The 22,656-nt window shown below is 41.8% G+C and carries 18 protein-coding genes and 1 tRNA gene; 7 read left to right on the plus strand and 12 right to left on the minus strand.

The genetic code is table 11. From position 1 onward, the window contains the following. Window positions 1-141: 141 nt before the first annotated feature. The 7 genes from lpdA to sdhC all read right to left on the minus strand — a co-directional run bounded on the left by lpdA (window position 142) and on the right by sdhC (window position 9,929). Complete coding sequence (gene lpdA / locus ACTJIX_RS09165) at window positions 142-1,572, minus strand: dihydrolipoyl dehydrogenase (RefSeq protein ID WP_440611369.1); 1,431 nt, start codon at window positions 1,570-1,572, stop codon at window positions 142-144. A gap of 67 nt (window positions 1,573-1,639) precedes the next feature. Next, on the minus strand, window positions 1,640-2,854 hold the full coding sequence (gene odhB / locus ACTJIX_RS09170) for a 2-oxoglutarate dehydrogenase complex dihydrolipoyllysine-residue succinyltransferase (protein ID WP_004810833.1): 1,215 nt from the start codon (window positions 2,852-2,854) through the stop codon (window positions 1,640-1,642). A gap of 18 nt (window positions 2,855-2,872) precedes the next feature. Next, window positions 2,873-5,695 carry a 2-oxoglutarate dehydrogenase E1 component gene (locus tag ACTJIX_RS09175; protein ID WP_440611370.1) on the minus strand — a complete coding sequence of 941 codons (2,823 nt, stop codon included), beginning with the start codon at window positions 5,693-5,695 and terminating at the stop codon, window positions 2,873-2,875. 837 nt (window positions 5,696-6,532) lie between these two features. Beyond that, window positions 6,533-7,243: a succinate dehydrogenase iron-sulfur subunit gene (locus ACTJIX_RS09180; protein WP_004810837.1), complete on the minus strand. Its 711-nt coding sequence runs from the start codon at window positions 7,241-7,243 to the stop codon at window positions 6,533-6,535. A gap of 14 nt (window positions 7,244-7,257) precedes the next feature. Beyond that, on the minus strand, window positions 7,258-9,156 hold the full coding sequence (locus ACTJIX_RS09185) for an FAD-binding protein (protein ID WP_004810838.1): 1,899 nt from the start codon (window positions 9,154-9,156) through the stop codon (window positions 7,258-7,260). Between the two features lie 12 nt (window positions 9,157-9,168). After that, on the minus strand, window positions 9,169-9,531 hold the full coding sequence (gene sdhD / locus ACTJIX_RS09190) for a succinate dehydrogenase, hydrophobic membrane anchor protein (protein WP_004810840.1): 363 nt from the start codon (window positions 9,529-9,531) through the stop codon (window positions 9,169-9,171). Further along, window positions 9,531-9,929, minus strand: coding sequence for a succinate dehydrogenase, cytochrome b556 subunit (gene sdhC / locus ACTJIX_RS09195; RefSeq protein WP_008301879.1), 399 nt, complete (start codon window positions 9,927-9,929; stop codon window positions 9,531-9,533). Before sdhC ends, sdhD begins: the two co-directional genes overlap by 1 nt. Before the next feature lie 1,002 nt (window positions 9,930-10,931). Between sdhC and gltA the strand changes: the two genes are divergently transcribed. The 3 genes from gltA to ACTJIX_RS09210 all read left to right on the plus strand — a co-directional run bounded on the left by gltA (window position 10,932) and on the right by ACTJIX_RS09210 (window position 14,854). Next, complete coding sequence (gene gltA / locus ACTJIX_RS09200) at window positions 10,932-12,206, plus strand: citrate synthase (protein WP_008301877.1); 1,275 nt, start codon at window positions 10,932-10,934, stop codon at window positions 12,204-12,206. A 186-nt stretch (window positions 12,207-12,392) separates the two neighbouring features. Then, window positions 12,393-12,887, plus strand: a complete 495-nt coding sequence (locus tag ACTJIX_RS09205) for a hypothetical protein (RefSeq protein ID WP_440611371.1) — start codon at window positions 12,393-12,395, stop codon at window positions 12,885-12,887. 341 nt (window positions 12,888-13,228) lie between these two features. Then, on the plus strand, window positions 13,229-14,854 hold the full coding sequence (locus ACTJIX_RS09210; RefSeq protein ID WP_076753227.1) for an NAD+ synthase: 1,626 nt from the start codon (window positions 13,229-13,231) through the stop codon (window positions 14,852-14,854). A gap of 208 nt (window positions 14,855-15,062) precedes the next feature. Here the strand turns inward: ACTJIX_RS09210 and ACTJIX_RS09215 are convergent. Continuing rightward, window positions 15,063-15,139 (minus strand) — tRNA-Met (locus tag ACTJIX_RS09215). Window positions 15,140-15,314: 175 nt separating this feature from the next. Between ACTJIX_RS09215 and ACTJIX_RS09220 the strand changes: the two genes are divergently transcribed. Together ACTJIX_RS09220 and ACTJIX_RS09225 are read left to right on the plus strand one after the other, a co-directional pair. Then, window positions 15,315-15,719 carry a hypothetical protein gene (locus ACTJIX_RS09220; protein WP_076754880.1) on the plus strand — a complete coding sequence of 135 codons (405 nt, stop codon included), beginning with the start codon at window positions 15,315-15,317 and terminating at the stop codon, window positions 15,717-15,719. A gap of 259 nt (window positions 15,720-15,978) precedes the next feature. Next, window positions 15,979-16,425: a universal stress protein gene (locus tag ACTJIX_RS09225; RefSeq protein WP_004810852.1), complete on the plus strand. Its 447-nt coding sequence runs from the start codon at window positions 15,979-15,981 to the stop codon at window positions 16,423-16,425. A gap of 49 nt (window positions 16,426-16,474) precedes the next feature. Here ACTJIX_RS09225 and ACTJIX_RS09230 read toward each other — a convergent pair whose 3' ends face one another. After that, the gene (locus ACTJIX_RS09230; protein ID WP_076754878.1) at window positions 16,475-16,807 is read right to left on the minus strand and encodes an MGMT family protein; all 333 of its coding nucleotides are present in this window, start codon (window positions 16,805-16,807) and stop codon (window positions 16,475-16,477) included. Between the two features lie 120 nt (window positions 16,808-16,927). After that, complete coding sequence (locus tag ACTJIX_RS09235; RefSeq protein WP_048882295.1) at window positions 16,928-18,427, minus strand: cation:proton antiporter; 1,500 nt, start codon at window positions 18,425-18,427, stop codon at window positions 16,928-16,930. A 222-nt stretch (window positions 18,428-18,649) separates the two neighbouring features. Here ACTJIX_RS09235 and ACTJIX_RS09240 point away from each other — a divergent pair, with 222 nt between their 5' ends. Then, a complete protein-coding gene (locus ACTJIX_RS09240) occupies window positions 18,650-19,204 on the plus strand; it encodes a hypothetical protein (RefSeq protein ID WP_076753226.1) in 555 nt (184 codons plus the stop codon). 85 nt (window positions 19,205-19,289) lie between these two features. Here the strand turns inward: ACTJIX_RS09240 and ypfJ are convergent, their stop codons facing one another. Both ypfJ and ACTJIX_RS09250 read right to left on the minus strand, forming a co-directional pair. Further along, window positions 19,290-20,192 carry a KPN_02809 family neutral zinc metallopeptidase gene (ypfJ, locus tag ACTJIX_RS09245; protein WP_071319962.1) on the minus strand — a complete coding sequence of 301 codons (903 nt, stop codon included), beginning with the start codon at window positions 20,190-20,192 and terminating at the stop codon, window positions 19,290-19,292. 49 nt (window positions 20,193-20,241) lie between these two features. Next, window positions 20,242-21,168: a DUF808 domain-containing protein gene (locus ACTJIX_RS09250; protein ID WP_076753225.1), complete on the minus strand. Its 927-nt coding sequence runs from the start codon at window positions 21,166-21,168 to the stop codon at window positions 20,242-20,244. A 189-nt stretch (window positions 21,169-21,357) separates the two neighbouring features. On the opposite strand from ACTJIX_RS09250, the gene trpS reads away from it, so the two are divergent. Further along, window positions 21,358-22,371: a tryptophan--tRNA ligase gene (gene trpS / locus ACTJIX_RS09255; protein ID WP_071319960.1), complete on the plus strand. Its 1,014-nt coding sequence runs from the start codon at window positions 21,358-21,360 to the stop codon at window positions 22,369-22,371. The last annotated feature ends 285 nt before the right edge of the window (window positions 22,372-22,656 follow it).

The raw sequence follows: 22,656 nt of genomic DNA on the forward strand, positions 1-22,656 counted from the left end.
TCCAATATCCTGTGGCGCTGCAACATCGATATTGGAATTTATTAAAACGATGTTTTGATTCTTATCTTTATTTTTAGATGATTATTCATACAAAAACAACCACCAAATGTAAAAGAGCGGCCGGAGCCGCTCTTTTTTAGATTATTTACGCTTACGCTGGATCGCGTGAATTGCACGACCATCCACTGCCAAAGCAGCTTCATGTACGACTTCAGAGAAAGTTGGGTGACCGAAAGTCATCAACTGTAGGTCTTCTACTGAAGATACAAATTCAAGTGCGATCATACCTTGGTGAACGATGTCAGACGCAGCAGGTCCGATCACGTGCATACCAAGTAGACGGTCTGTTTTCGCATCAGCAACAAACTTCACGAAACCAGCATTTTCGCCAGCAGCCATTGCACGGCCGTTCGCAGCGAAACCGAATTGACCAGTTTTTACCTCAATACCTTTTTCTTTCGCTTGCTCTTCTGTTAAACCTACCCACGCCGCTTCTGGGTGTGTGTAAATTACAGAAATGATCGTGTCGTAGTTGACTTGTGCAGCGTGACCGTGAATACGTTCAACTGCCATTACGCCTTCTTCCATTGCTTTATGTGCAAGCATTGGACCACGTACCAAGTCACCAATCGCATATACGCCTTCAACAGAAGTTGCACACCAATCGTTTACTTCAACTAAACCACGTTCAGTCAATTTAATGCCTGAATCTTCAGCCAATAGACCTTCAGCATAAGCACGACGACCTACACAAACGATCAACTTGTCGAAAGTTTGAGTTTTGTCTTCGCCACCTTGAGTGTACTGAACAGTAACTTCACGGCCGTTAACTTCAGTACCAGATACTTTCGCACCAACACGGATATCCAGACCTTGCTTCGTCAATACTTTTTGGTAATCTTTTGCCAATGCTTTATCAGCTATTGGTAAGAATGCATCCATTGCTTCAAATACAACAACTTCAGCACCCAGACGACGCCATACCGAACCAAGTTCAAGACCGATTACACCTGCACCAATTACACCTAAACGCTTAGGCACTTCCTGGAATTCAAGCGCGCCAGTAGAGTCAACAATAATGTCTTGATCTACAGGAGCAACAGGAATATTTACCGGCACAGAACCAGTTGCAAGAATCACGTATTTAGGTTCTAAAACTTGAGTTTCGCCTTCATGTGAAACAAACTCAACTTTTTTACCAGCAAGTAATTTACCAGTACCTTTTAACCATTCAACGCCATTGCCTTTAAGCAGACCGTCGATACCCATGGTCAATTGGTTTACGATTTTATCTTTACGCGCAAGCATTTTAGACAAATCAAATGCGACTTCACCAGTCGTAATACCGTGATCATCTAGATGATGAACAGTATCTTCATAACGATGAGAAGAATCCAAAAGTGCCTTAGAAGGGATACAACCTACGTTTAAGCAAGTACCGCCTAGAGAAGGTTTACCTTTGTGAATACGTTTTTCGATACACGCAACTTTAAAACCAAGTTGAGCTGCACGAATAGCAGCTTCATAGCCGCCTGGACCACCACCGATTACAACTAAATCAAACTGAGACATTTGTATCTCCAAAAACGAGTTCAAAGGATCGCTTCGAACTCGCTCTGATTATTCTTAAAAACTAAAATTATAGATCAAGGATAAGACGTGCTGGCTCTTCTAACAATTCTTTGATTGTTACAAGGAAACCTACAGCTTCTTTACCATCGATTAGACGGTGGTCATAAGAAAGCGCTAGGTACATCATTGGCAAGATTTCAACTTGACCATTCACTGCCATAGGACGTTCCTGGATTTTATGCATACCCAGAATCGCAGTTTGAGGCGTGTTCAAGATTGGAGTTGAAAGCAATGAACCGAAAGTACCACCGTTGGTAATTGTGAAAGTACCACCAGTCATGTCTTCAATTGCAAGTTTACCTTCACGCGCCTTACCAGCGTATGCACGAATACCATTTTCAACTTCAGCATAGTTCATGCGGTCTGTATCACGAAGTACAGGAACCACCAGACCACGATCAGAAGAAACCGCTACACCGATGTCATAGTAACCGTGATAAACGATGTCGTCGCCATCGATAGACGCATTCACCGCTGGGTAGCGTTTAAGCGCTTCAGTTGCCGCTTTAACGAAGAATGACATGAAGCCTAGACGCGCACCATGACGTTTTTCAAACGCATCTTTGTACTGGTTACGCATTTCCATGATTGGTTTCATGTTGACTTCGTTGAACGTCGTCAGCATTGCTGTTTCTTGAGTTGCAGCAAGCAGACGTTCAGCAACACGTTTACGCAGACGAGTCATAGGTACACGTTTTTCAATACGCTCACCAACTGCAACACTTAATGGTGCAGCAGCAGGTGCTGCTGGTTTCGCTTGATGGTTCGCAACATCTTCTTTGGTGATGCGACCGCCACGACCTGTACCAGATACGTCAGATGCAGCAATACCAGATTCAGTTAAAGCTTTACGTACTGCAGGTGCCTGGTCAGCAACTTGAGTACGCTCAACGATCGGCGAATTACCCGCTTCAGTTTGTGCAGCAGCTTGCTCAACTTTCTCTTCAGATTGAACTGCTTGAGTTTGTGTAGCGCCAGAAACAGCACCTTCTTCAAATTGAGCAATCACTTCAGCAGAAAGCACTGTGTCGCCTTCATTTTTGATGATTGATGCAATTGTACCGTCAGCAGGAGCAACAACTTCTAAAACAACTTTATCAGTCTCAATATCACAGATCACTTCATCACGTGATACTGCTTCACCTGGTTGTTTGTGCCAAGTTGCGATCGTACCGTCCGCAACTGACTCTGGAAATACCGGTGCTTTAATTTCGGTTGCCATTACTTAGAATCTCCTGGATTATTCAGCATCGATCGCTAGAGCGTCGTTAACGAGCTGAGCTTGTTGTTTTGCATGCAAATATGGTGAACCACACGCCGGTGCAGCAGAAGCTTCACGGCCAGCGTAGCTAATACGAACCTGTTTACCAGACTTCATCACGTCGTCATACAGACGTGGCGCGATGAACAGCCAAGCACCTTGGTTCTTCGGTTCCTCTTGAGCCCAAACCAGCTCTTTCAGGTTTGGATACTGAGCAAGAACTTCAGCAAGACGTGCTTCTGGGTACGGATACAATTGTTCAATACGAACGATCGCTGTATTGTTCAATTCTTTTTCACGACGTTTTTCAACTAGGTCGTAGTAAACCTTACCACCACACAGCACCAGACGAGTTACGTCTGATTTGTTGATGTTATCTACTTCATCGATCACAGTCTGGAATGTGCCGCTTGCAAGTTCATCAAGGTTAGACACAGCTAACTTGTGACGCAGTAATGATTTTGGCGACATGATGATCATTGGCTTACGGATTGGGCGAATTGCCTGACGACGTAATGCATGGAAGATCTGTGCAGGTGTAGTTGGAGTCATCACTTGCATGTTGTCTTCTGCACATAACTGCAGGAAGCGCTCAAGACGTGCAGATGAATGCTCTGGACCTTGACCTTCGAAGCCGTGTGGTAGAAGCATAGTCAGACCACATACACGTTCCCACTTGGTTTCACCAGATGAGATGAACTGGTCGATCACAACCTGTGCACAGTTCGCGAAGTCACCAAACTGAGCTTCCCAGATGATCAAGCTCTTAGGAAGAGTCGTCGCATAGCCGTATTCAAATGCCAATACTGCCATTTCAGACAATAAAGAGTCATAGATCGCAACGCGTGGCTGGTTTACTTTGATATGGCAAAGTGGAATGTAAGTTGAGCCATCTACCTGGTTATGCAGTTTTGCATGACGGTGTGAGAATGTACCACGACCCACGTCTTCGCCAGTTAAGCGAACCAGGTAACCATCATCTAGAAGCGATGCATAGGCTAGAGTTTCAGCAGCACCCCAGTTCAATGGCATTTCACCAGTCTGCATTTTCAGACGGTCATCAATCACTTTAGAAACCTGACGCTGCATCACGAAGCCTTCTGGAAGCTCACGCATTTTACGACCAAGTTCTTTAAGACGTTCTAGATCACAAGTTGTATCCCACTCGTCTGTGTAGTCGTGACCTAAGTACGGAGACCAGTCTACGAACATTTTCTTGTTCGGCTCTAATACCAAGGCATTGGCAACGTGTTTACCTGCTTCAAGGTCTGAACGATAGTTTTCAACCATTTGATCTGCAGTTGCGCGGTCAAGGATGCCTTCTTGAACAAGTTTGTCAGCATACAAAGTACGAGTCGTCGCTTTCTTGTTGATGACTTGGTACATCATTGGCTGAGTTGCAGCTGGTTCATCCGCTTCGTTGTGACCACGACGACGATAACAGAACATGTCGATAACAACATCTTTACGGAAAGTATGACGGAAATCATGTGCAAGCTGAGCAACAAACAATACAGCTTCCGGATCATCACCATTGACATGGAAGATCGGTGCCTGAATCATTTTCGCGATGTCAGTACAGTATTCTGTAGAACGTGCATCACGTGGATCAGAAGTGGTGAAACCAACTTGGTTGTTCACAACAATGTGCACTGTACCACCAACGGTGTAGCCACGCGTTTGTGACATCTGGAAGGTTTCCTGATTGACACCTTGACCTGCAAATGCTGCATCACCGTGAACGATGATTGGTAATACGTCATCACCACCGATGTCTTTACGACGTACCTGACGAGCACGTACCGAACCTTCAACTACCGGTCCAACGATTTCAAGGTGTGATGGGTTAAACGCCAATGCCAAGTGTACTTCGCCACCTGGAGTCATTACGTTAGACGAGAAACCTTGGTGATACTTAACGTCACCAGAACCTTTCTTATGAAGAGACTTACCTTCGAATTCGCCAAACAGGTCAGCCGGGTTTTTACCCATGATGTTAACCAGAAGGTTCAGACGGCCACGGTGTGGCATACCGATTACAACTTCTTTACAGCCAACAGAACCTGCACGTTGAATCACTGCATCAACCATCGGAATGAAAGACTCACCGCCTTCAACACCGAAACGTTTTGCACCAACGAATTTATTACCTAAGTATTTTTCTAAGCCTTCAGCTGCAGTCAAACGTTCAAGTACATGTTTTTTCTGTTGTGTGTTGAAACCAAACTGGCCACGTGCACCTTCAAGACGTTGTTGAATCCAACGTTTTTCCTTGGTGTCAACGATGTGCATGTATTCTGAACCTACAGTACCACAGTATGTAGACTCTAATGCAGCAAGAATTTCAGCAAGTGTTGCTTCTTCTTTACCGATTGCAAGATTACCAGTATTGAATACTGTGTCTAAATCAGACTTGGTTAACCCATGCGCATCCAGTTCTAAGTCAAATGCTTGTTCGCGTTTTGCAAGACCTAATGGATCTAATTTGGCTTTCTGGTGACCACGGTTACGATAAGCCGCAATGAGTTGTAATACGCCAATTTGACGACGCTCGTGATCAGAACTTACTGTCGCTTGAATGACAGGCTGAACACGGCTTGAATTACGACCTAACAGTAGGAATTGCTCACGTACATTGCTGTGTGGTTGGTCACCTTTAGGGAACTTACCGAAGTATTCCTGCCAGTCAGCACCCACTGAGTCTGGAGCGGTCAGATACTGCTCATAAAGTTCTTCAATATACGCTGCACTATCAGCGCTAAGTTCAGTGTCAAGACGCAGAGCGTCAGCAACTTCTTGCATTTGTGGACCCATTTCCTATTGCAAAAACATTTTCAGGATGCTTTTTAAGCAAAACCCAGGATTAGTAATGTCAAATTGGTAAGATGACATTAGTCCCCCATAAGGCATAAGCCATGAGGCGCTATCACCACACCAAGAGCAACTCTTGATATGTTTAATGAACAATAACGCCCCTCAGCGGCATCATCACTCATCGAATACCCGATAAAAACCGAGCAATTTTTTTGCAAATCGACTTAGAAAAAACAAAGGCTTAAGCTGTATTTTTTCTAAAGCGACTCTGACTTACCTTTATATACCAGTCGTAGGTTTTTCCGTGTTTAAAAAGTGTACATTAATCCTTACATTTTTTGGATATAGTCTTATGCTAAATGCTATCACGATCTCGACTAATCAATTGATTTTTTTGACGAGAAATGTGTGTTTTTTAGTCAAATACATCAACCAGAAATTACTCTAACATAGGGAGCTTTAAATGAAAAACACAATCTCCGTAGACTAAAGTCCTACATCCATCCACTATACCACTGATAAACAAAAAGAGAGTAAATCTTCCAATCCACTCCCTTTGCAATCTTGCGTTATATAATAACATTATCGGGAATCTTTTTCAGGTCAGTTTTACATCTAAAAATCATAAATAAATCGAACTACATTATATTAGTGCACAAACCTGAGCAAAATGCTCTGAAATGATTCATCACCTTTTATGACTGCACCAGAGCTCCTGCTGATAACACTTGCTTTTCAACTAGTCTTCCCCTTTTCAGCGCCCCTATAAAGCAAAAAGCACACCAAGTGGTGTGCTTTTTGACAAACTGTTATTCGCAGTCTGAATTAGCCAGCCATATCTAGAAGCATGTTACGGATGTGACCGATTGCTTTGGTAGGGTTCAAGCCTTTAGGACATACAGATACACAGTTCATGATGCCTTTACAACGGAACAGCGAGAATGGGTCGTCAAGACGAGCCAAACGCTCTTGAGTTGCTGTATCACGTGAGTCAATGATGAAGCGGTAAGCATTCAACAATGCTGAAGGACCCAGGAACTTGTCAGGGTTCCACCAGAATGACGGACATGAAGTTGAACAGCATGCACAAAGAATACATTCATACAGACCATCAAGATGTTCACGTTCTTCAGGAGACTGCAGACGCTCTTTAGGCGGTGCAGGCTGATTGTTGATCAAGAACGGATGAATTTTGTTGTACTGATCGTAGAATTGATTCATGTCTACAACAAGGTCTTTAACTACTGGAAGACCTGGCAGTGGACGGATTGTGATTGTTTCTGGTAAATCATTCAGGTTCCACAGACATGCAAGACCGTTTTTACCATTAATGTTTACACCATCAGAACCACAAATACCTTCACGACATGAGCGACGGAACGTTAAAGATTCGTCTTGTACTTTTAATGCCAGAAGTGCGTCAAGCAACATACGGTGCTTGTCAGTCAATTCTAGTTTAAAAGTTTGCATGTATGGTGCTGCATCCTTATCAGGATCGTAGCGGTAGATATTAAATGTACGAGTACCTCTACTCATCTTACTTCTCCGAATTAGAATGTACGTGGTTTAGGTGGAATTGCATCAACCGACAATGGACGGTAACGTACTGGCTTATACTCAAGACGGTTGTCCGCAGAGAACCATAATGTGTGCTTCATCCACTCATCATCACGACGACCGTATGGGTATGCAGGATGGTCAGGAGACTCTTCAAAGTCTACCACCGTATGCGCACCACGGCATTCTTTACGCGCTGCAGCCGAAATTAGCGTTGCCTTAGCAACTTCATACAAGTTTTCAACTTCAAGTGCTTCAATACGTGCTGTATTGAATACTTTAGATTTGTCTTTCAAGTGAATGTTGCGCACGCGCGGTTCAATTGCAAGAATCTGTTTCACACCTTCTTCAAGAAGTGCAGATGTACGGAATACACCAGCGTGGTCTTGAACGATATCACGAATCGCATCAGCAACTTCCTGAGCATTTTCACCCGTAGTGGATTCGTCAAGTTTACGAATACGTGCAACAGTTTGCTCAAGTACAGTTGTAGGAAGCGGTTCATATTCATCACCGTGATGTTTAGTCACATAATCGATGATATGCTGACCAGCAGCCTTACCAAATACAACCAAGTCAAGCAGTGAGTTTGTACCTAGACGGTTTGCACCATGTACAGATACACAAGAACATTCACCAATCGCATAGAAACCTTTCACTGGTTTAGTGAAGTTACGGCCTTCTTGGTTAGTAGAGTATGTATCAGTGTTCTTGTCGTAGTGAGTAACCAGTGCTTCAGTTTCCGGAGACTCTGGAACAACAACCTGACCATGAATATTCGTAGGAATACCACCCATTTGATAATGGATTGTTGGCACTACCGGAATTGGCTCTTTGGTGATATCAACGTTCGCGAATTTCTTACCAATCTCAAATACAGATGGAAGACGTTTCATGATCGTATCCGCACCCAGGTGCGTCATATCAAGAAGGATATAATCACCTTTAGGACCACAGCCACGACCTTCTTTGATCTCTTGGTCCATAGAACGTGATACGAAGTCACGTGGTGCCAAGTCTTTCAAAGTTGGAGCATAACGTTCCATGAACGGTTCGCCATCTTTGTTACGAAGGATTGCACCTTCACCACGACAACCTTCAGTTAGCAATACGCCTGCGCCCGCAACACCTGTAGGGTGGAACTGCCAGAATTCCATATCTTGTAATGGAATACCTGCACGAGCTGCCATACCAAGACCGTCACCAGTATTGATATACGCGTTAGTAGATGCACGGTAAACACGACCCGCACCACCAGTAGCAAATAGAGTAGCTTTCGCCTGGAATACTGCAATTTTACCAGTTTCCTGATCGATAGCAGTTACACCAAGTACATCGCCAGCTTCGTTACGGATCAAATCAAGTGCGATCCATTCTACGAAGAATTGTGTACCCATTTTCACGTTGCTTTGATAAAGCGTATGAAGAAGTGCGTGACCTGTACGGTCAGCTGCAGCACATGCACGAGGAACCGCTTTTTCACCGTAGTTTGCAGAGTGACCACCGAATGGACGTTGGTAAATCGTACCGTCTGCGTTACGGTCAAATGGCATACCTAAATGTTCTAATTCATATACCACTTGAGGTGCTTCACGCGTCATAAACTCGATCGCGTCCTGGTCACCTAACCAGTCAGAACCTTTAACTGTGTCATAGAAGTGGTAGTGCCAGTTATCTTCTTGCATATTACCAAGAGATGCACCAATACCACCCTGTGCCGCAACAGTGTGTGAACGTGTCGGGAATACTTTAGTCAGTACAGCAACTTTTAAACCAGCTTGAGCAAGTTGGTAAGATGCACGCATACCTGAACCACCGCCACCCACGATGACAGCATCGAAAGTTTCATGTGGAATATTTGTGTAATCTTCTTTAGGGTTAATTGCGCCCATGATCTCTTCCTATCAAGCCCAGAAAATCTGGATTGCCCAGATTGCGTATGCTAATACAGCGATAATCACTGCTGAAGTCAATACAATGCGTAAACCTGATGCTGATGGACCCATTTGACGAGTAGTCACATAGTCAGTGAAAACCTGCCACATGCCAATCCATGCGTGTGCAACAAGAGAGAATACTGCCAATAAAGACAAAATCTTCATTGGTGTAGTCATCATAAAGCCGTACCACTGTTCAAAGTTGAAGCCACCATTCAGTAGAATCCAACCCAAAACGATAACAGTATACACAGCTAGAACCACTGCACTCACACGTTGAAGAAACCAATCGCGAGAACCTGAACCCGTTAAACCAGTAGCACTTTTCATTAGAGTACGATCCATACAAATGCTGCAACAATACCGATCGCAGACAAGATTAATGAAATAGTAGCTGCAGTACGGCCGCTTTGCAGTTCTTCTGCAACGCCAACATCTGCAAGTAAGTGCTTAATACCAGTAAACGTATGATAGATTAAGCCGGCTACAAATACCCATACAACAAAACGCACGATGAAACCGTTAAAGATTTCTTGCACTTGAGCAAAACCTTCAGGCGAAGACAATGACTTGTCTAAAATCCATAAAAGGACCGGTACGAGTAAGAATACGATCACACCAGAAAGACGGTGTAGAATTGATGCAATAGCCACAGGTGATTTTAAGTTTACTTCTAAAACTTGACCCATGGACAAATTGACAGGTCTGTTGCTTTTCACAGCGGGCATCCTGTAGTTAAAAACTCCATCCGGAGTTTGTTGGAATTAATTCGAAGGAAAGCTGGCATTGATTAGGCAAATACATGCCTAAACGTAAAACGACACTGAATTATAAAACGCTCACTATCAAAATACAAACAACTCTCATAAGCTTTTTGGCTAAAAATCCTTTAAATAAGAATCATTAACAATAAGATTAATCTGCAATAATTTTATAATTGCCTTCTAATCAATACTTATATATATGTTTTTAAATAATAAAGCCGATTAATTTAGTCCGATATGGAGATATAATAGAAACATCTGTTCTTTAGACTAAAGGTGAAGATTCAAGCACTTAGCGCTCGATTGAAAATATCACTCAAACTATACAGAACCCTCTATTTTTTAAAGATTTATGATAAGCCAAATAGTGAATACAAAACTATCTTTATAATAGTTGAATGAATACGTCACTTAGGCAGATAAAACGCATTTCAGTACCGATCTATACTATTCAACTTAAAAATGTGAAACAGGTCTCCAAATAAATCAAATTAGCATGATTTAATCGAGCAAAAATAAGTCATTTTTTAATCAAACAGACATTTTCAAATATTCTATTAAGTGCTTTTATTTATAAGACCTGACAAAAACTACCAACCCTTGAAAAAGCTGTAAGTAGTGAAATTTATATAGTTTTAGCCACTTTATCATTATAAACCTAATCATTTTAAACATTTTTTTACGATTAAAAGATGATGATTATCGCTGCAAACAATGCATTTTTTTCTGCACCTCCTGCATGTTTTATCTTATTATAGCGCGTTGATGCTGTGATTTTAATAAAGCTTTTTATACAGAGATTATGTGACTAAGCCGCTGTGTAACGTCATTTTTTATCCATAAGTATAATTGACAAAATTTCAGTACTCACTAATCTTATAGCAAATTTTTGATCCGTCCGTTTTGTACATTAAAAGATTGATAGACAACTCGGATAAACATTCACCAGGACAGGAGATCTATTGAATGTCTGAAGCAACTGGCAAGAAAGCCGTTTTACAGCTTGATGGCAAAGAAATTGAATTACCAATTTACAGCGGCACATTGGGCCCAGATGTAATCGACGTTAAAGATGTGTTGGCTGCAGGTCACTTTACTTTTGATCCTGGTTTTATGGCAACAGCTGCATGCGAGTCTAAAATCACTTTCATCGATGGTAATAAAGGTGTTCTTTTACACCGTGGCTACCCAATTGACCAGTTAGCAACTAAAGCTGATTACCTAGAAACTTGCTACTTACTTCTTAATGGCGAGCTTCCAACAGCTGAGCAAAAAGAAGAATTCGACGCTAAAGTTCGTAACCACACTATGGTTCACGATCAAGTAAGCCGCTTCTATAACGGTTTCCGTCGTGATGCTCACCCTATGGCAATCATGGTTGGTGTTGTTGGTGCGTTGTCTGCGTTCTATCACAATAATCTGGACATCGAAGATGTTAACCATCGTGAAATCACTGCGATTCGTTTAATCGCTAAGATTCCTACTTTGGCAGCTTGGAGCTACAAATATACTGTTGGTCAACCATTCGTTTACCCACGTAACGATTTGACTTACGCTGAAAACTTCCTGTACATGATGTTTGCTACTCCAGCAGACCGTGACTACAAAGTAGATCCAATCCTTGCGAAAGCAATGGACCGTATCTTCACACTTCACGCTGACCACGAACAAAATGCTTCTACTTCTACAGTACGTTTAGCTGGTTCTACTGGCGCTAACCCATATGCATGTATCGCTGCTGGTATCTCTGCACTTTGGGGTCCTGCTCACGGTGGTGCGAACGAAGCTGTTCTTAAGATGCTGGATGAAATCGGCACTGTAGAAAACGTTGCTGGCTTCATGGAAAAAGTGAAAACTAAAGAAGTTAAACTCATGGGCTTCGGTCACCGTGTGTACAAAAACTTCGATCCACGTGCGAAAGTAATGAAAGAAACTTGTGACGAAGTTCTTGGTGCTCTTGGCATCAACGATCCACAGCTTGCTCTTGCTATGGAACTTGAACGTATCGCACTTTCTGACGAATACTTCATCAAACGTAACCTTTACCCTAACGTAGACTTCTACTCAGGTATCATCCTTAAAGCGATTGGTATCCCAACAGAAATGTTTACTGTGATCTTTGCGCTTGCACGTACAGTTGGTTGGATCAGCCACTGGTTAGAAATGCACAGCGGTCCTTACAAGATCGGTCGTCCTCGTCAGCTTTATACTGGCGAAACTCAACGCGATATCGCTCGTTAATTCGAATCGCGTCGAAAGACCCAAAAAACCGCCCTTTCGGGCGGTTTTTTATGGGCAATGAAAATATTAAGCACAGCAGCAAATAAAAAGTTGAGATTATCGTCTTAAATAGAATGATAAAGATGCTTACAAATCCAAGCCTATAATCCCGTTATAATCAGGTCATCCTGACTATTCATAAATACTATGCCCTACCGTTTTTTATTCCTGCTGTTAAGACTGATCCGATTTCCACAATTTAAATGCCGTCAGCTGACTGCAGGCGAAATCCAGATGTGCCGTTCAGTGTTTGGAGACCGGATTGATTACGGCAAGGTGCATGTTATGAACCATCCTTTCCTGCCGTGGCAACCCAAGCATATTCTGATGGCACCTAATGGCTATATTCATGTACGCAATGCACTTTTTAAAGATGATTATTCCAAAGAGACTGCAAGTTATCGTGCAGTATTTATTCATGAGATGACGCATATTTTCCAGCATCAGCATGGCATTAATGTGGTATTGCGTGGCGCGATATTACAGACGGCTTATTTTTTGAGTTTTGGCCGCTATAATCCTTATCAATACTCCTATATTCCCGGCAAGTCTTTCTGGACCTACAATATTGAGCAGCAAGGTGATATTGCACGTGATATTTATCTTCAAAAGCTGCCAAATATCATTCAGGAAACGGATTAGAGAGTAATATATTAAAATTTTTATATATAAATCTTTTCGCCCTGGCCAGGCAGATTCGATACAAAACAATATGTGATCCCTTTATTTTTAATCATCCAGTTGCATTTCAACAATAAATCTATGCAAACAACGCTAGCATCTGCTTCAAATTTCGATAGAATAACTCTTGTATGATATTTTATTTCCAAAAATGAGATTAGGTATCAAGCTTTTATTATTGTGTTTATGTTTCCTGCCATTTGGCATTATGTAAGTACCAGATTGCATTCGGCTAAATAACTATAATTTTAAACAATAGCCGATTAGTGCAAAAAATCTATCAGGATTAGGATTTAGTTGGAATGAAAAGTTTTAAAATTGCCCTTGCTCAATTCTCTCCACATGTTGGCAATATCGATGCAAATACGCAAAAAATGATCGAACAGGCCAATCTGGCTAAAAAAGACAATGCTGACCTGATTATCTTTCCAGAACTTTCGACTCTGGGCTACCCTGCAGATGACTTGATTCTGCGTCCAAGCTTGACTAAACGCACCCAACAGGCATTTGATCAACTGGCACAAGTCAAAGATATCGTAATGGTCTTTGGCTTTGTCAACCAGACTGAAGATGGTCAGCGTTTTAACTCTGCTGCAGTGATGAAAGACGGTCAGGTATTGGGAATTTATAACAAGCAGACTTTACCAAACTATGCTGTATTTGATGAGAAGCGTTATTTTAATGAAGGTCATCAACACCTGGTATTTGAATACCTCGGTCATAAATTTGGAGTACTGATCTGCGAAGATGTATGGTCTCTGAATGTTGTTCAACAGCTGGCTCAGCTGAATGTTGATACTGTGGTGGTACTGAACTCTTCTCCATATGAAGTCGGTAAGCCACAACACCGTATTGAAACCATGGCAGCTTTGGTTAAACAGCTCAATATCAACCTGGTATATTGCAACCAGGTCGGCGGTCATGATGATCTTGTTTTTGACGGTACGAGTTTCGTACTGAATAAATCTGGTGAAGTTGCGCTGCAAGCAGCAAGTTTCCAGGAAAATCTATCTATTGCTGAATATGATGCAACTAACCTTGCGTTTAGCAAAACCAGCATTACCCCTACTCTTGACACCATGGCAGAGATCTATCAAAGCCTGGTCATGGCAACACGCGATTATGTACAACGTTCTGGTTTCCCGGGTGTAATTCTGGGTCTGTCTGGTGGCATTGATTCTGCCTTGACACTTGCGATTGCTGTAGATGCCATCGGTGCAGATAAAGTACAAGCGGTAATGATGCCTTACACCTATACGGCTCAGATCAGTGTGGAAGATGCAGCTGAACAGGCGAAAACACTGGGCGTGACTTTTGGTATTGCCGAGATCAACCCGATCGTAAATGGCTTCATGCAAACCCTGTATCCGTTCTTCGGTGATGCTCCAGTGGATGCAACTGAAGAAAATCTGCAGGCTCGTTCACGTGGCACACTATTGATGGCTTTGTCGAATAAATTTGGCAACCTGGTACTGTCGACGGGCAATAAATCAGAAGTAGCCGTGGGTTATTGCACTCTGTACGGTGACATGGTTGGTGGCTTCTCAGTACTGAAAGATGTGTATAAGACTATTGTGTTTGAACTGGCGAAATACCGTAACAGTATTGCAGACAAACCAGTGATTCCTGAGCGTGTGATTACCCGTCCACCTTCGGCAGAATTACGCCCAGATCAGGTCGATCAGGATTCATTACCTCCATATGAAGTATTGGATGCAATCCTTTACTCTTATATCGAAGAAGACATGAGTCAGGATGACATCATTGAGAAAGGCTTTGAGGAAGAAGTGGTAAAACGTGTGATTCGTCTAGTTGACGTGAATGAATATAAACGTCGTCAAGGTGCGATAGGTCCTCGTATCAGCTCACGTGCTTTCAGCCGCGAACGTCGCTACCCAATCGTAAATGGATGGAAAGCGGGTATCTGATTTAACCCTGTTTATTCAGAAAAACGCCCAAGTCCGCTTAGGCGTTTTTTTATTGGTAGTGATTTAAGATAAATGTATAACTCAAATATATTAATAAGTTGGCGCTGGAAAATTTAAATTAACAAGAATAGTGCAACAATTTTATAGGCTTAAATATATTTATTTGACACAAAAAAAGAGACCAAGCTGAGAGCTTGGTCTATAAAAATGGTGGCTATGACGAGACTTGAACTTGTGACCCCCGCATTATGAGTGCGGTGCTCTAACCAACTGAGCTACATAGCCGTAAACTGTGTGCGCATTATCGTAACTTCCGCATTCCTCGTCAAGCATTTTAACTCACAAATGTTCAGTCTTTAGGCAAATGCGTGTATTTGCATCAAACTTTAACCAAAATCAGTTTTTATTATGTATTTCACGTATTAATATGAATTTTAAAACCGTTTTAAGTTACTCAGATATGATTAAAACTAAAATTTTCTTGACCATTTCTACAGCACTCAGCCTGAGTGCCTGCCAATTGATTTCACCACTGATGGTAGATTATAACGGTGTACGCCGTGATGTCGCACATTGGATTAATAATCATCAACTTATGAGTATGCAACAAAAACGAAGTTTGGTTCAACTGAGTAAAGCACAGCAAAAACTGAAGCATTTTGCTGAATATGATGCAACTGAACAAATGAAAGTTACCCAAGAAAACCAAATCGCCCTGCATTGTGCACGCATACACATTACAGAATCCAAAATCTCCCAACTCCAACAACAAATTTATGGATCAGCCAATGTCTCTATTCAACAACAGTATCAACGGCTCGCACCAAAACTTAAAATAGACACGACACAAATTCAATGTGAATAATGCAGATGATCTATTAGGTGCGACCTTAGTCTGACAGCTTGAAGCATTTAAAATACAAATGAATCTATATTTTATTATTTTTAATATAAAACAATAATTTATAAAAAATATTTTTACTAAAACATTATTTAACCATATGGATTTACTTGGTTTTATTTTAACCTGATTAGCGTTATTATTTAAAAAATACCATGCCCGACGGATCATAGGCATTGTTTAAAATTTTTATAATACCCATAAATACATGTGGAGAATGACCATGGCTTTTCAACATATTTTAGTTCCAATTGATGGTTCAGAAACGGCTTATGCTGCAGTAGATCAGGCAGTACAACTGGCGAAAACTTTTAACGGTAAAATCACTGTAGTTCAGGTGATGACCTTAGACCCTTATATTGCGGCTGAATACATTACCGCAGCACAAACCAATGATTTAATTGAACGTGCACGTACTGCAATCCAGCAAAACCTGGATGAAGCGAAAAAACGTTTTGAAACAGCTGGTGTACAGGTCGATACCCAGTTGCTTGAAGGTCAGGTGGTAAATACCGAGATTGCCAAAGCAGCAAAAACTTTAGGTGCAGACCTGATTGTGATTGGCTCACATGGCCGTACCGGGTTCAAGAAATTCTTCCTCGGAAGTGTAGCTCAAAGCATTCTAGGACAGTCCGATGTTCCAGTGCTTGTGGTTCGTGGTCAAGCATAAATTATTATTTTATCCTCTTCAAAATACCTCATGTACACATGGGGTATTTTTATTGGATGCTGCCATCCCATTGGTAGAGTTTCAGATTAATTTTACCCTTAATAACTGCAACGCCTTCTTCCAGTAATTTACCTGCCTGAATGTTCATTCCCTGTTCATCCAGTTTTTGCACACTGATTTTGCCTTGCGAACTAACGACGCGATGCCAAGGCAGATCAGATGCTTCATCCATCTCTCTCAGTACTCGTCCAACCAGACGTGCATGGCGTGGCAATCCTGCAAGCTGGGCCAGCTGACCATAGCTAGCAACTTTTCCTTGAGGGATTAATGCAATCACACCAAGAATCATTCGGGCAAGTTCATCACTGGGTTTGGCTGGCATTTTCAATATATCCATTTAAGCTGCTTTGATCATAATATTTGGATTCAAACTCACCAAGTTAATATCTAGGAAATAAAAAAAGAGAATCCAAAAATTCTCTTTTTTTAAATCAAAATTATTTTAGAAGTTATCCGGACTTTCCAGACGTTTCACTTCATGCACTTTTTCAGGATTATGCACTGCTGCTACGCCATCTTCATCTTTTTCATCAATCAGGCTTTCAGGCTTGTACACTGTAATAATTTCATTGCCATTTGCATCTTCACCGATAATGTATTGGAAACCTTTACGGTTCATTTTATGGCACATCCGCTGATACCAGCCTTTCCAGCCTTCTTTTTCTTCATTCGGATTATAATAAAAGGCATTCATTACAGCTGGTAAACCCAGACCACAAACCACACCGGATAACAGCACCACAATAAAGGTATAACCGACCAGAATACTGCTGTACTCTTTTAGTTGCGGAACATTGGCAACAGCCAGAATCAAAGCTAAAGAAATTCCACCACGGACACCACCCCAAGAGAGAATTGCAAGACTGCCGTTATAACGTTTTTTACGCAGATGTGGAAACATGGAAAAAGACAGGAAGTTTGCTGCGAAACGCACTACATGCAGAATAATAAAAGCCACGATTCCACCCAGAATCAGGCTAGTGCTTAAATCCAGAATAAACAGTTCAAGACCAATCAGGGTAAACAGGAAAGAGTTAATAATTCCTTCAACCGTATGCCAGAAATGGTTCACATCACCAATATCGGCATCTGCCAGAATTTCCTTCCATTTATTACCAACGATCAGGCCTCCAATCACACAGGCAATTGGTGCAGAAGCATGCGCTAGCAAGGCCACCAGATAGGAACCACAAGCCAGTAATGCAGTGGTTAGAATCAGGGATTCCATTTCATGTTTGCCGCGAAGAATGCGTAGGATTGCCCAACCGAATACTACGCCAATGAATACAGCCACCACAATTTCGTAGAGCAGTGTTTGCAGTACGCCCAATAAAGTAAAGTTCTCACCCTGTAATACATTCAAAAGCGTCATAAACAAGGCAATACACATCGCATCGTTAAACAATGACTCACCTTCCAGTTTTACCATTAAGTGATGCGGTGCACGAACTGAACTGAGCACCCCTTTAATTCCGATCGGGTCCGTTGCACCTAATGCTGCACCCAGTAATAGCAATACCAACAGATCAACATGCTTACCGATCAGGAACTGGTAACCATAAAGGACTAAACCAAACAAGACTGCACAGATCACCAGTGCCAGACTGGCTAGAATTCCGATCGGACGCCAATGATTGCGCAAATCGGAAACCTTAAATTTCAGCGCAGATGAGGTCAAAATAAAACAGATGACACCGTTAATCAGAAAATCATAAAAATCGATATGCCGGACTGCATTTTCAATATTGGCAATATTGATACTGAAAAAAGGATTGCCCTGCAGCAGGCTCGCGCCCCATTGCAGGATAAATACAAAAATTGCAGAAACAATCGGAACACCAATCGCTTGAGGAAAACCCAGCACTCTTTTATTAAATAATGTCGTGGCAATAGATAATGCAAAAACAACGGTCAAAAGTTGTAAGAAAAAGAAATTGCCCATGGGTTCCCTTAAAGCGCGCCTCATTCCTGAAAATGAGTGATTTGGCTTATTTAAAAATAAAATATCAAATGAAAAAGCATTTCCAGATGAAATAATTTTAATCCTGTTTATTTTGCTATTTAGTTAAGTTTCTTTTCAATAGTTCCAAATGGTGGTTTATCATACAATTCTATCTTAGTACTTTGCTGTATTCTTTTACTAGTTCTTCTGAATCCTTTTTCCATGCATCAAACCGTTAAACTTGTTTTCCGTCTTTTTCTTGCTACTGTGATTTTTTTGGTCACGCTTGCATTGTGTTTTACCTGTTTTGCCAAAATTCAGGAGATCATGCAGGCCGAGCAGTATTATCAACAAGGCAAGTCACTTAACTTAACCAGCTCACCAGATCAGCAGTATGTTTTGCTGTCCAATAACCAGAAACCAGATCATGCCATTTTTGTTCTGATTGCAGGGAATGGTTATATTTCCAAAAGTAGTTGTACCCATTATACGGCGTTGTGTAGCGATGACTTTAATCAGTCTCATAACCGTCAGATTGATCAGGTAAAACTGTTTAAGGCAGGTCAGTTTTCTTATATTCAACAGGTTAAATATAAAGATAGCCGCACTGGTCAGGTTTCAGAATTTTCCTATTCTGCTAATGAGATCCAGCAATTTTATCAGCAAGACATTGCTGGGCTGAAATATGTAGTCTTTGGTATTAGCTTATTTGCTTTAGCTGCTTTATTTGTCAGCTTCAAGCTGATCAGGAATTTTCAGCGATTTCTGAATAAATAAGTTTTTCTATGCTCAAGAAAAAGGAGCAACTGCTCCTTTTTGATTTCATCTGGCACTTTAAATAGATCTAAATACCTTTAGGATATTAAATGCCTTTATTAAAAGTATCACAATCTGCCATTTGACCAGATTTCAGGCCGGTATTAAACCATTGCACGCGCTGCGCACTGGTCCCATGAGTAAAGCTATCTGGCACCACATGTCCTTGGGCTTTTTTCTGTAAATAGTCATCACCAATCTTATGCGCTGCATCCATGGCTTCCTGTACATCACCCTGTTCCAGGAATTGAGTACGCTCATGATTATGATAAGCCCATACCCCCGCCAGACAGTCGGCTTGCAGCTCCTGATAGACTGACAGCTGATTCGCTTGCACCTTTGTGGCTTGCTGGCGTGCCTGCTGTACCTGAGAAGAAATACCCAAGATGGTCTGAATGTGATGTCCAACCTCATGTGCCACGACATATGCTTGAGCAAAGTCACCAGCCTGATCATTACGCGATAGCTCAGTTGAATTCTGCTCACCACTAATACCCATCTGGCTACGCATATCCCTAAAGAAGGTCGTGTCGATATACACTTTCTGATCTGCCGGACAATAAAACGGCCCCATGGCGGATTGCGCCGCACCACAACCTGAGTTCACCACACCGCTGAAGAGTACCAGTTTAGGAGGAGTGTACTGCTGATTCAGCTGCTGCTGGAACACCTGTGACCAGGTATCTTCTGTATCGGCCAGAACAGTTCCGACAAAGTCAATTGCTTCTTGCTGCTCTGGCGTTGGATTTTCCAGACCACGCGTTTCAGCACTGGAAACACCTTGTGTCACCTGCTTGGTGGCTTGATAAGCTTGTTGTGGATCCACACCAAAAAATTTCCAGGCAACAAAGGCTACAATCAGCCCTAGAATACTGATACCACCCGCTTTGGCACCCCCACCGCGGCGGTCTTCAACATTGCTACTAACTCGACGACCTTTCCAGCGCATAGTAAGATTCCTTATAGTTTATTTTTGACTTACTTCTAGCCAACCAAAATTATGCCTGCTTTGATTTTGCTCTGATCTTTTGAATAAAGCCAATCACAATGAATACCAATAATCCTGCGATAAAACCAATGACTAAATTAATGAGTGTTGGCGTAACGGCACCTATAATACTGCCCATTGTAGGAATGTGCTCTACATACTCGACTGAATCTTCAGTGAAATGATGAAACCATGGAATGGCGTGAGCAATAATCCCGCCACCAACCAGGAACATGGCAATTGTTCCCACAATAGTTAAAGTTTTCATCAGTTTGGGTGCAAAAGCTAACAAGCCTCGTCCTACACTTTGCTTGAAACTCGATGCCTGCTTGCTCAAGTGCAAACCTACATCATCAATTTTCACAATCATGGCCACAAAGCCATACACTCCGATGGTCATGGCCACAGCAATCGTCGAAAGTACCATCACCTTGGTGGAAAAAGCAGCCGCTGCAACAGTACCCAAGGAAATCACAACAATTTCAGCTGACAAAATAAAGTCAGTACGAATCGCACCTTTAATTTTATCTTTTTCAAATTTAACCAGATCCGTTTCGATTGCGTTTAATTCTGCTTGCGCAGCTTCTTCAGTTTTGACCTTTCTATGCTTGAGACTATGCAGTACTTTTTCTACGCCTTCATAACACAGGAACAAGCCGCCAATCATCAATAAAGGATTAATTAACCATGGTGCAACCACACTGATCAGCAAGGCCAAAGGAACAAGAATAAGTTTATTGACAAAAGAACCTTTGGCGACGCTCCATACCACCGGAAGTTCACGTTCGGCACGTACACCGCTTACCTGTTGAGCATTGAGCGCCAGATCATCTCCCAAGACCCCGGCCGTTTTTTTTGCTGCCACTTTACTCATGACTGCAACATCATCTAGAACTGTGGCTATATCATCCAATAATATTAATAAGCTACTCGCCATTCTTGTTATTCCTTATAAATGTAAAAATATTCTAATCAAAAAGCAGCAGAAAGATTGTATTTACTTCTTTAATTTCAGAGATTTTTTATTACTGTGATTCATTGTGACTGACATTCAAAAACAGAATGCCGTACAATGTTGCGATCCTAAAAATTTGAATGTAGTACGACTACTGGTTTGGAATAAATAATGAGTAATCAAGATAATCGTCCAGTGATCTTGACTGGCGACCGTCCTACCGGACAACTTCACCTCGGTCACTTTGTTGGTTCATTACGCTCTCGCGTGGGTTTACAGGATTCTCACCATCAGCATCTTCTGCTGGCAGATGCACAGGCCTTGACAGACAATGCAGATAACTTCGAAAAAGTACGTCGTAACATCATTGAAGTTGCAACAGATTATCTTGCGGTAGGCATTGATCCGACCAAAACCACAATCTGCGTTCAGTCTTGCCTTCCTGCCCTCAATGAATTGACTATGCTTTACCTCAACTTCGTGACTGTTTCACGTCTTGAGCGTAACCCAACGATTAAGTCTGAAATTCAGATGCGTGGTTTTGAGCGTGATATTCCGGCGGGCTTCTTGTGCTATCCAGTGGCGCAGGCCGCGGACATTACTGCATTCAAAGCGACTGTGGTTCCAGTGGGTGAAGACCAGATCCCAATGATTGAACAGACTAACGAAATCGTGCGTCGTCTGAACCGTCAGGTAGGTCGTGAGCTACTTCCAGAATGTAAAGCCCTGCTATCTAACGTTGGCCGTTTACCAGGCTTTGATGGTAAGGCGAAAATGTCTAAATCTTTAGGCAATACCATTGTGCTAGATGCATCAGACAAAGATATCAAGAAAGCCGTTAACGCAATGTATACGGATCCGAACCACCTGCGTATTGAAGATCCAGGTCAGGTTGAAGGCAACGTGGTATTTACTTACCTGGATGCGTTCGATACCAACAAAGAAGAGCTGGAAGAACTAAAAGCCCATTACCGCCGTGGTGGTTTGGGTGATGGTACAGTGAAAAAACGTCTTGAAGGTATTCTAAAAGAATTAATTGGACCAATTCGTGAACGTCGTATGGAACTTTCTAAAGATCCTGACTACATTATGGATGTACTCAAGACTGGTACAGACAAATGCCGTGATATTACTCAAGCGACTTTGGATGAAGTTAAAACTGCCCTTGGCGTGTTCCACTTCTAATGCTTGGATAAATTTTGAAAAGCCCTTCACATGAAGGGCTTTTTTATTGAATTCCTACACATTTGATTCATATTTTCTTTTTCCTGTCACACAAAGGTAGAAAAACTTACTTTAGTTAACAGCTCTTTACACGTTTACCAATGTAAAAATAACAAGCCAGTTTTAATATGAAAACATATTCAGGAAATAGCAAGAAACATTCTCCACAGTTTCATTTGCAACAAGTTTTTCCTTTTTCTACGCAATGACAACCCCAATCATTGCGTTTTTTTTGTCTGAAACTTT

It is taken from the genome of Acinetobacter sp. 22323, assembly GCF_052044895.1.
Classification (GTDB): Bacteria; Pseudomonadota; Gammaproteobacteria; order Pseudomonadales; family Moraxellaceae; genus Acinetobacter; species Acinetobacter schindleri.

Excerpts from the sequence above, each read along its gene's own strand:
- lpdA (WP_440611369.1), bottom strand. The coding sequence starts at position 1,572 with ATGTCTCAGTTTGATTTAGTTGTAATCGGTGGTGGTCCAGGCGGCTAT.
- ACTJIX_RS09230 (WP_076754878.1), bottom strand. The coding sequence starts at position 16,807 with ATGCCAGCCAAACCCAGTGATGAACTTGCCCGAATGATTCTTGGTGTG.
- ACTJIX_RS09240 (WP_076753226.1), top strand. The coding sequence starts at position 18,650 with ATGCATCAAACCGTTAAACTTGTTTTCCGTCTTTTTCTTGCTACTGTG.
- trpS (WP_071319960.1), top strand. The coding sequence starts at position 21,358 with ATGAGTAATCAAGATAATCGTCCAGTGATCTTGACTGGCGACCGTCCT.
- ACTJIX_RS09185 (WP_004810838.1), bottom strand. The coding sequence starts at position 9,156 with ATGGGCGCAATTAACCCTAAAGAAGATTACACAAATATTCCACATGAA.
- ACTJIX_RS09220 (WP_076754880.1), top strand. The coding sequence starts at position 15,315 with ATGATTAAAACTAAAATTTTCTTGACCATTTCTACAGCACTCAGCCTG.
- ACTJIX_RS09180 (WP_004810837.1), bottom strand. The coding sequence starts at position 7,243 with ATGAGTAGAGGTACTCGTACATTTAATATCTACCGCTACGATCCTGAT.
- ypfJ (WP_071319962.1), bottom strand. The coding sequence starts at position 20,192 with ATGCGCTGGAAAGGTCGTCGAGTTAGTAGCAATGTTGAAGACCGCCGC.
- ACTJIX_RS09205 (WP_440611371.1), top strand. The coding sequence starts at position 12,393 with ATGCCCTACCGTTTTTTATTCCTGCTGTTAAGACTGATCCGATTTCCA.
- ACTJIX_RS09175 (WP_440611370.1), bottom strand. The coding sequence starts at position 5,695 with ATGCAAGAAGTTGCTGACGCTCTGCGTCTTGACACTGAACTTAGCGCT.
- ACTJIX_RS09250 (WP_076753225.1), bottom strand. The coding sequence starts at position 21,168 with ATGGCGAGTAGCTTATTAATATTATTGGATGATATAGCCACAGTTCTA.
- ACTJIX_RS09225 (WP_004810852.1), top strand. The coding sequence starts at position 15,979 with ATGGCTTTTCAACATATTTTAGTTCCAATTGATGGTTCAGAAACGGCT.
- ACTJIX_RS09235 (WP_048882295.1), bottom strand. The coding sequence starts at position 18,427 with ATGGGCAATTTCTTTTTCTTACAACTTTTGACCGTTGTTTTTGCATTA.
- sdhC (WP_008301879.1), bottom strand. The coding sequence starts at position 9,929 with ATGCCCGCTGTGAAAAGCAACAGACCTGTCAATTTGTCCATGGGTCAA.
- odhB (WP_004810833.1), bottom strand. The coding sequence starts at position 2,854 with ATGGCAACCGAAATTAAAGCACCGGTATTTCCAGAGTCAGTTGCGGAC.
- sdhD (WP_004810840.1), bottom strand. The coding sequence starts at position 9,531 with ATGAAAAGTGCTACTGGTTTAACGGGTTCAGGTTCTCGCGATTGGTTT.
- gltA (WP_008301877.1), top strand. The coding sequence starts at position 10,932 with ATGTCTGAAGCAACTGGCAAGAAAGCCGTTTTACAGCTTGATGGCAAA.
- ACTJIX_RS09210 (WP_076753227.1), top strand. The coding sequence starts at position 13,229 with ATGAAAAGTTTTAAAATTGCCCTTGCTCAATTCTCTCCACATGTTGGC.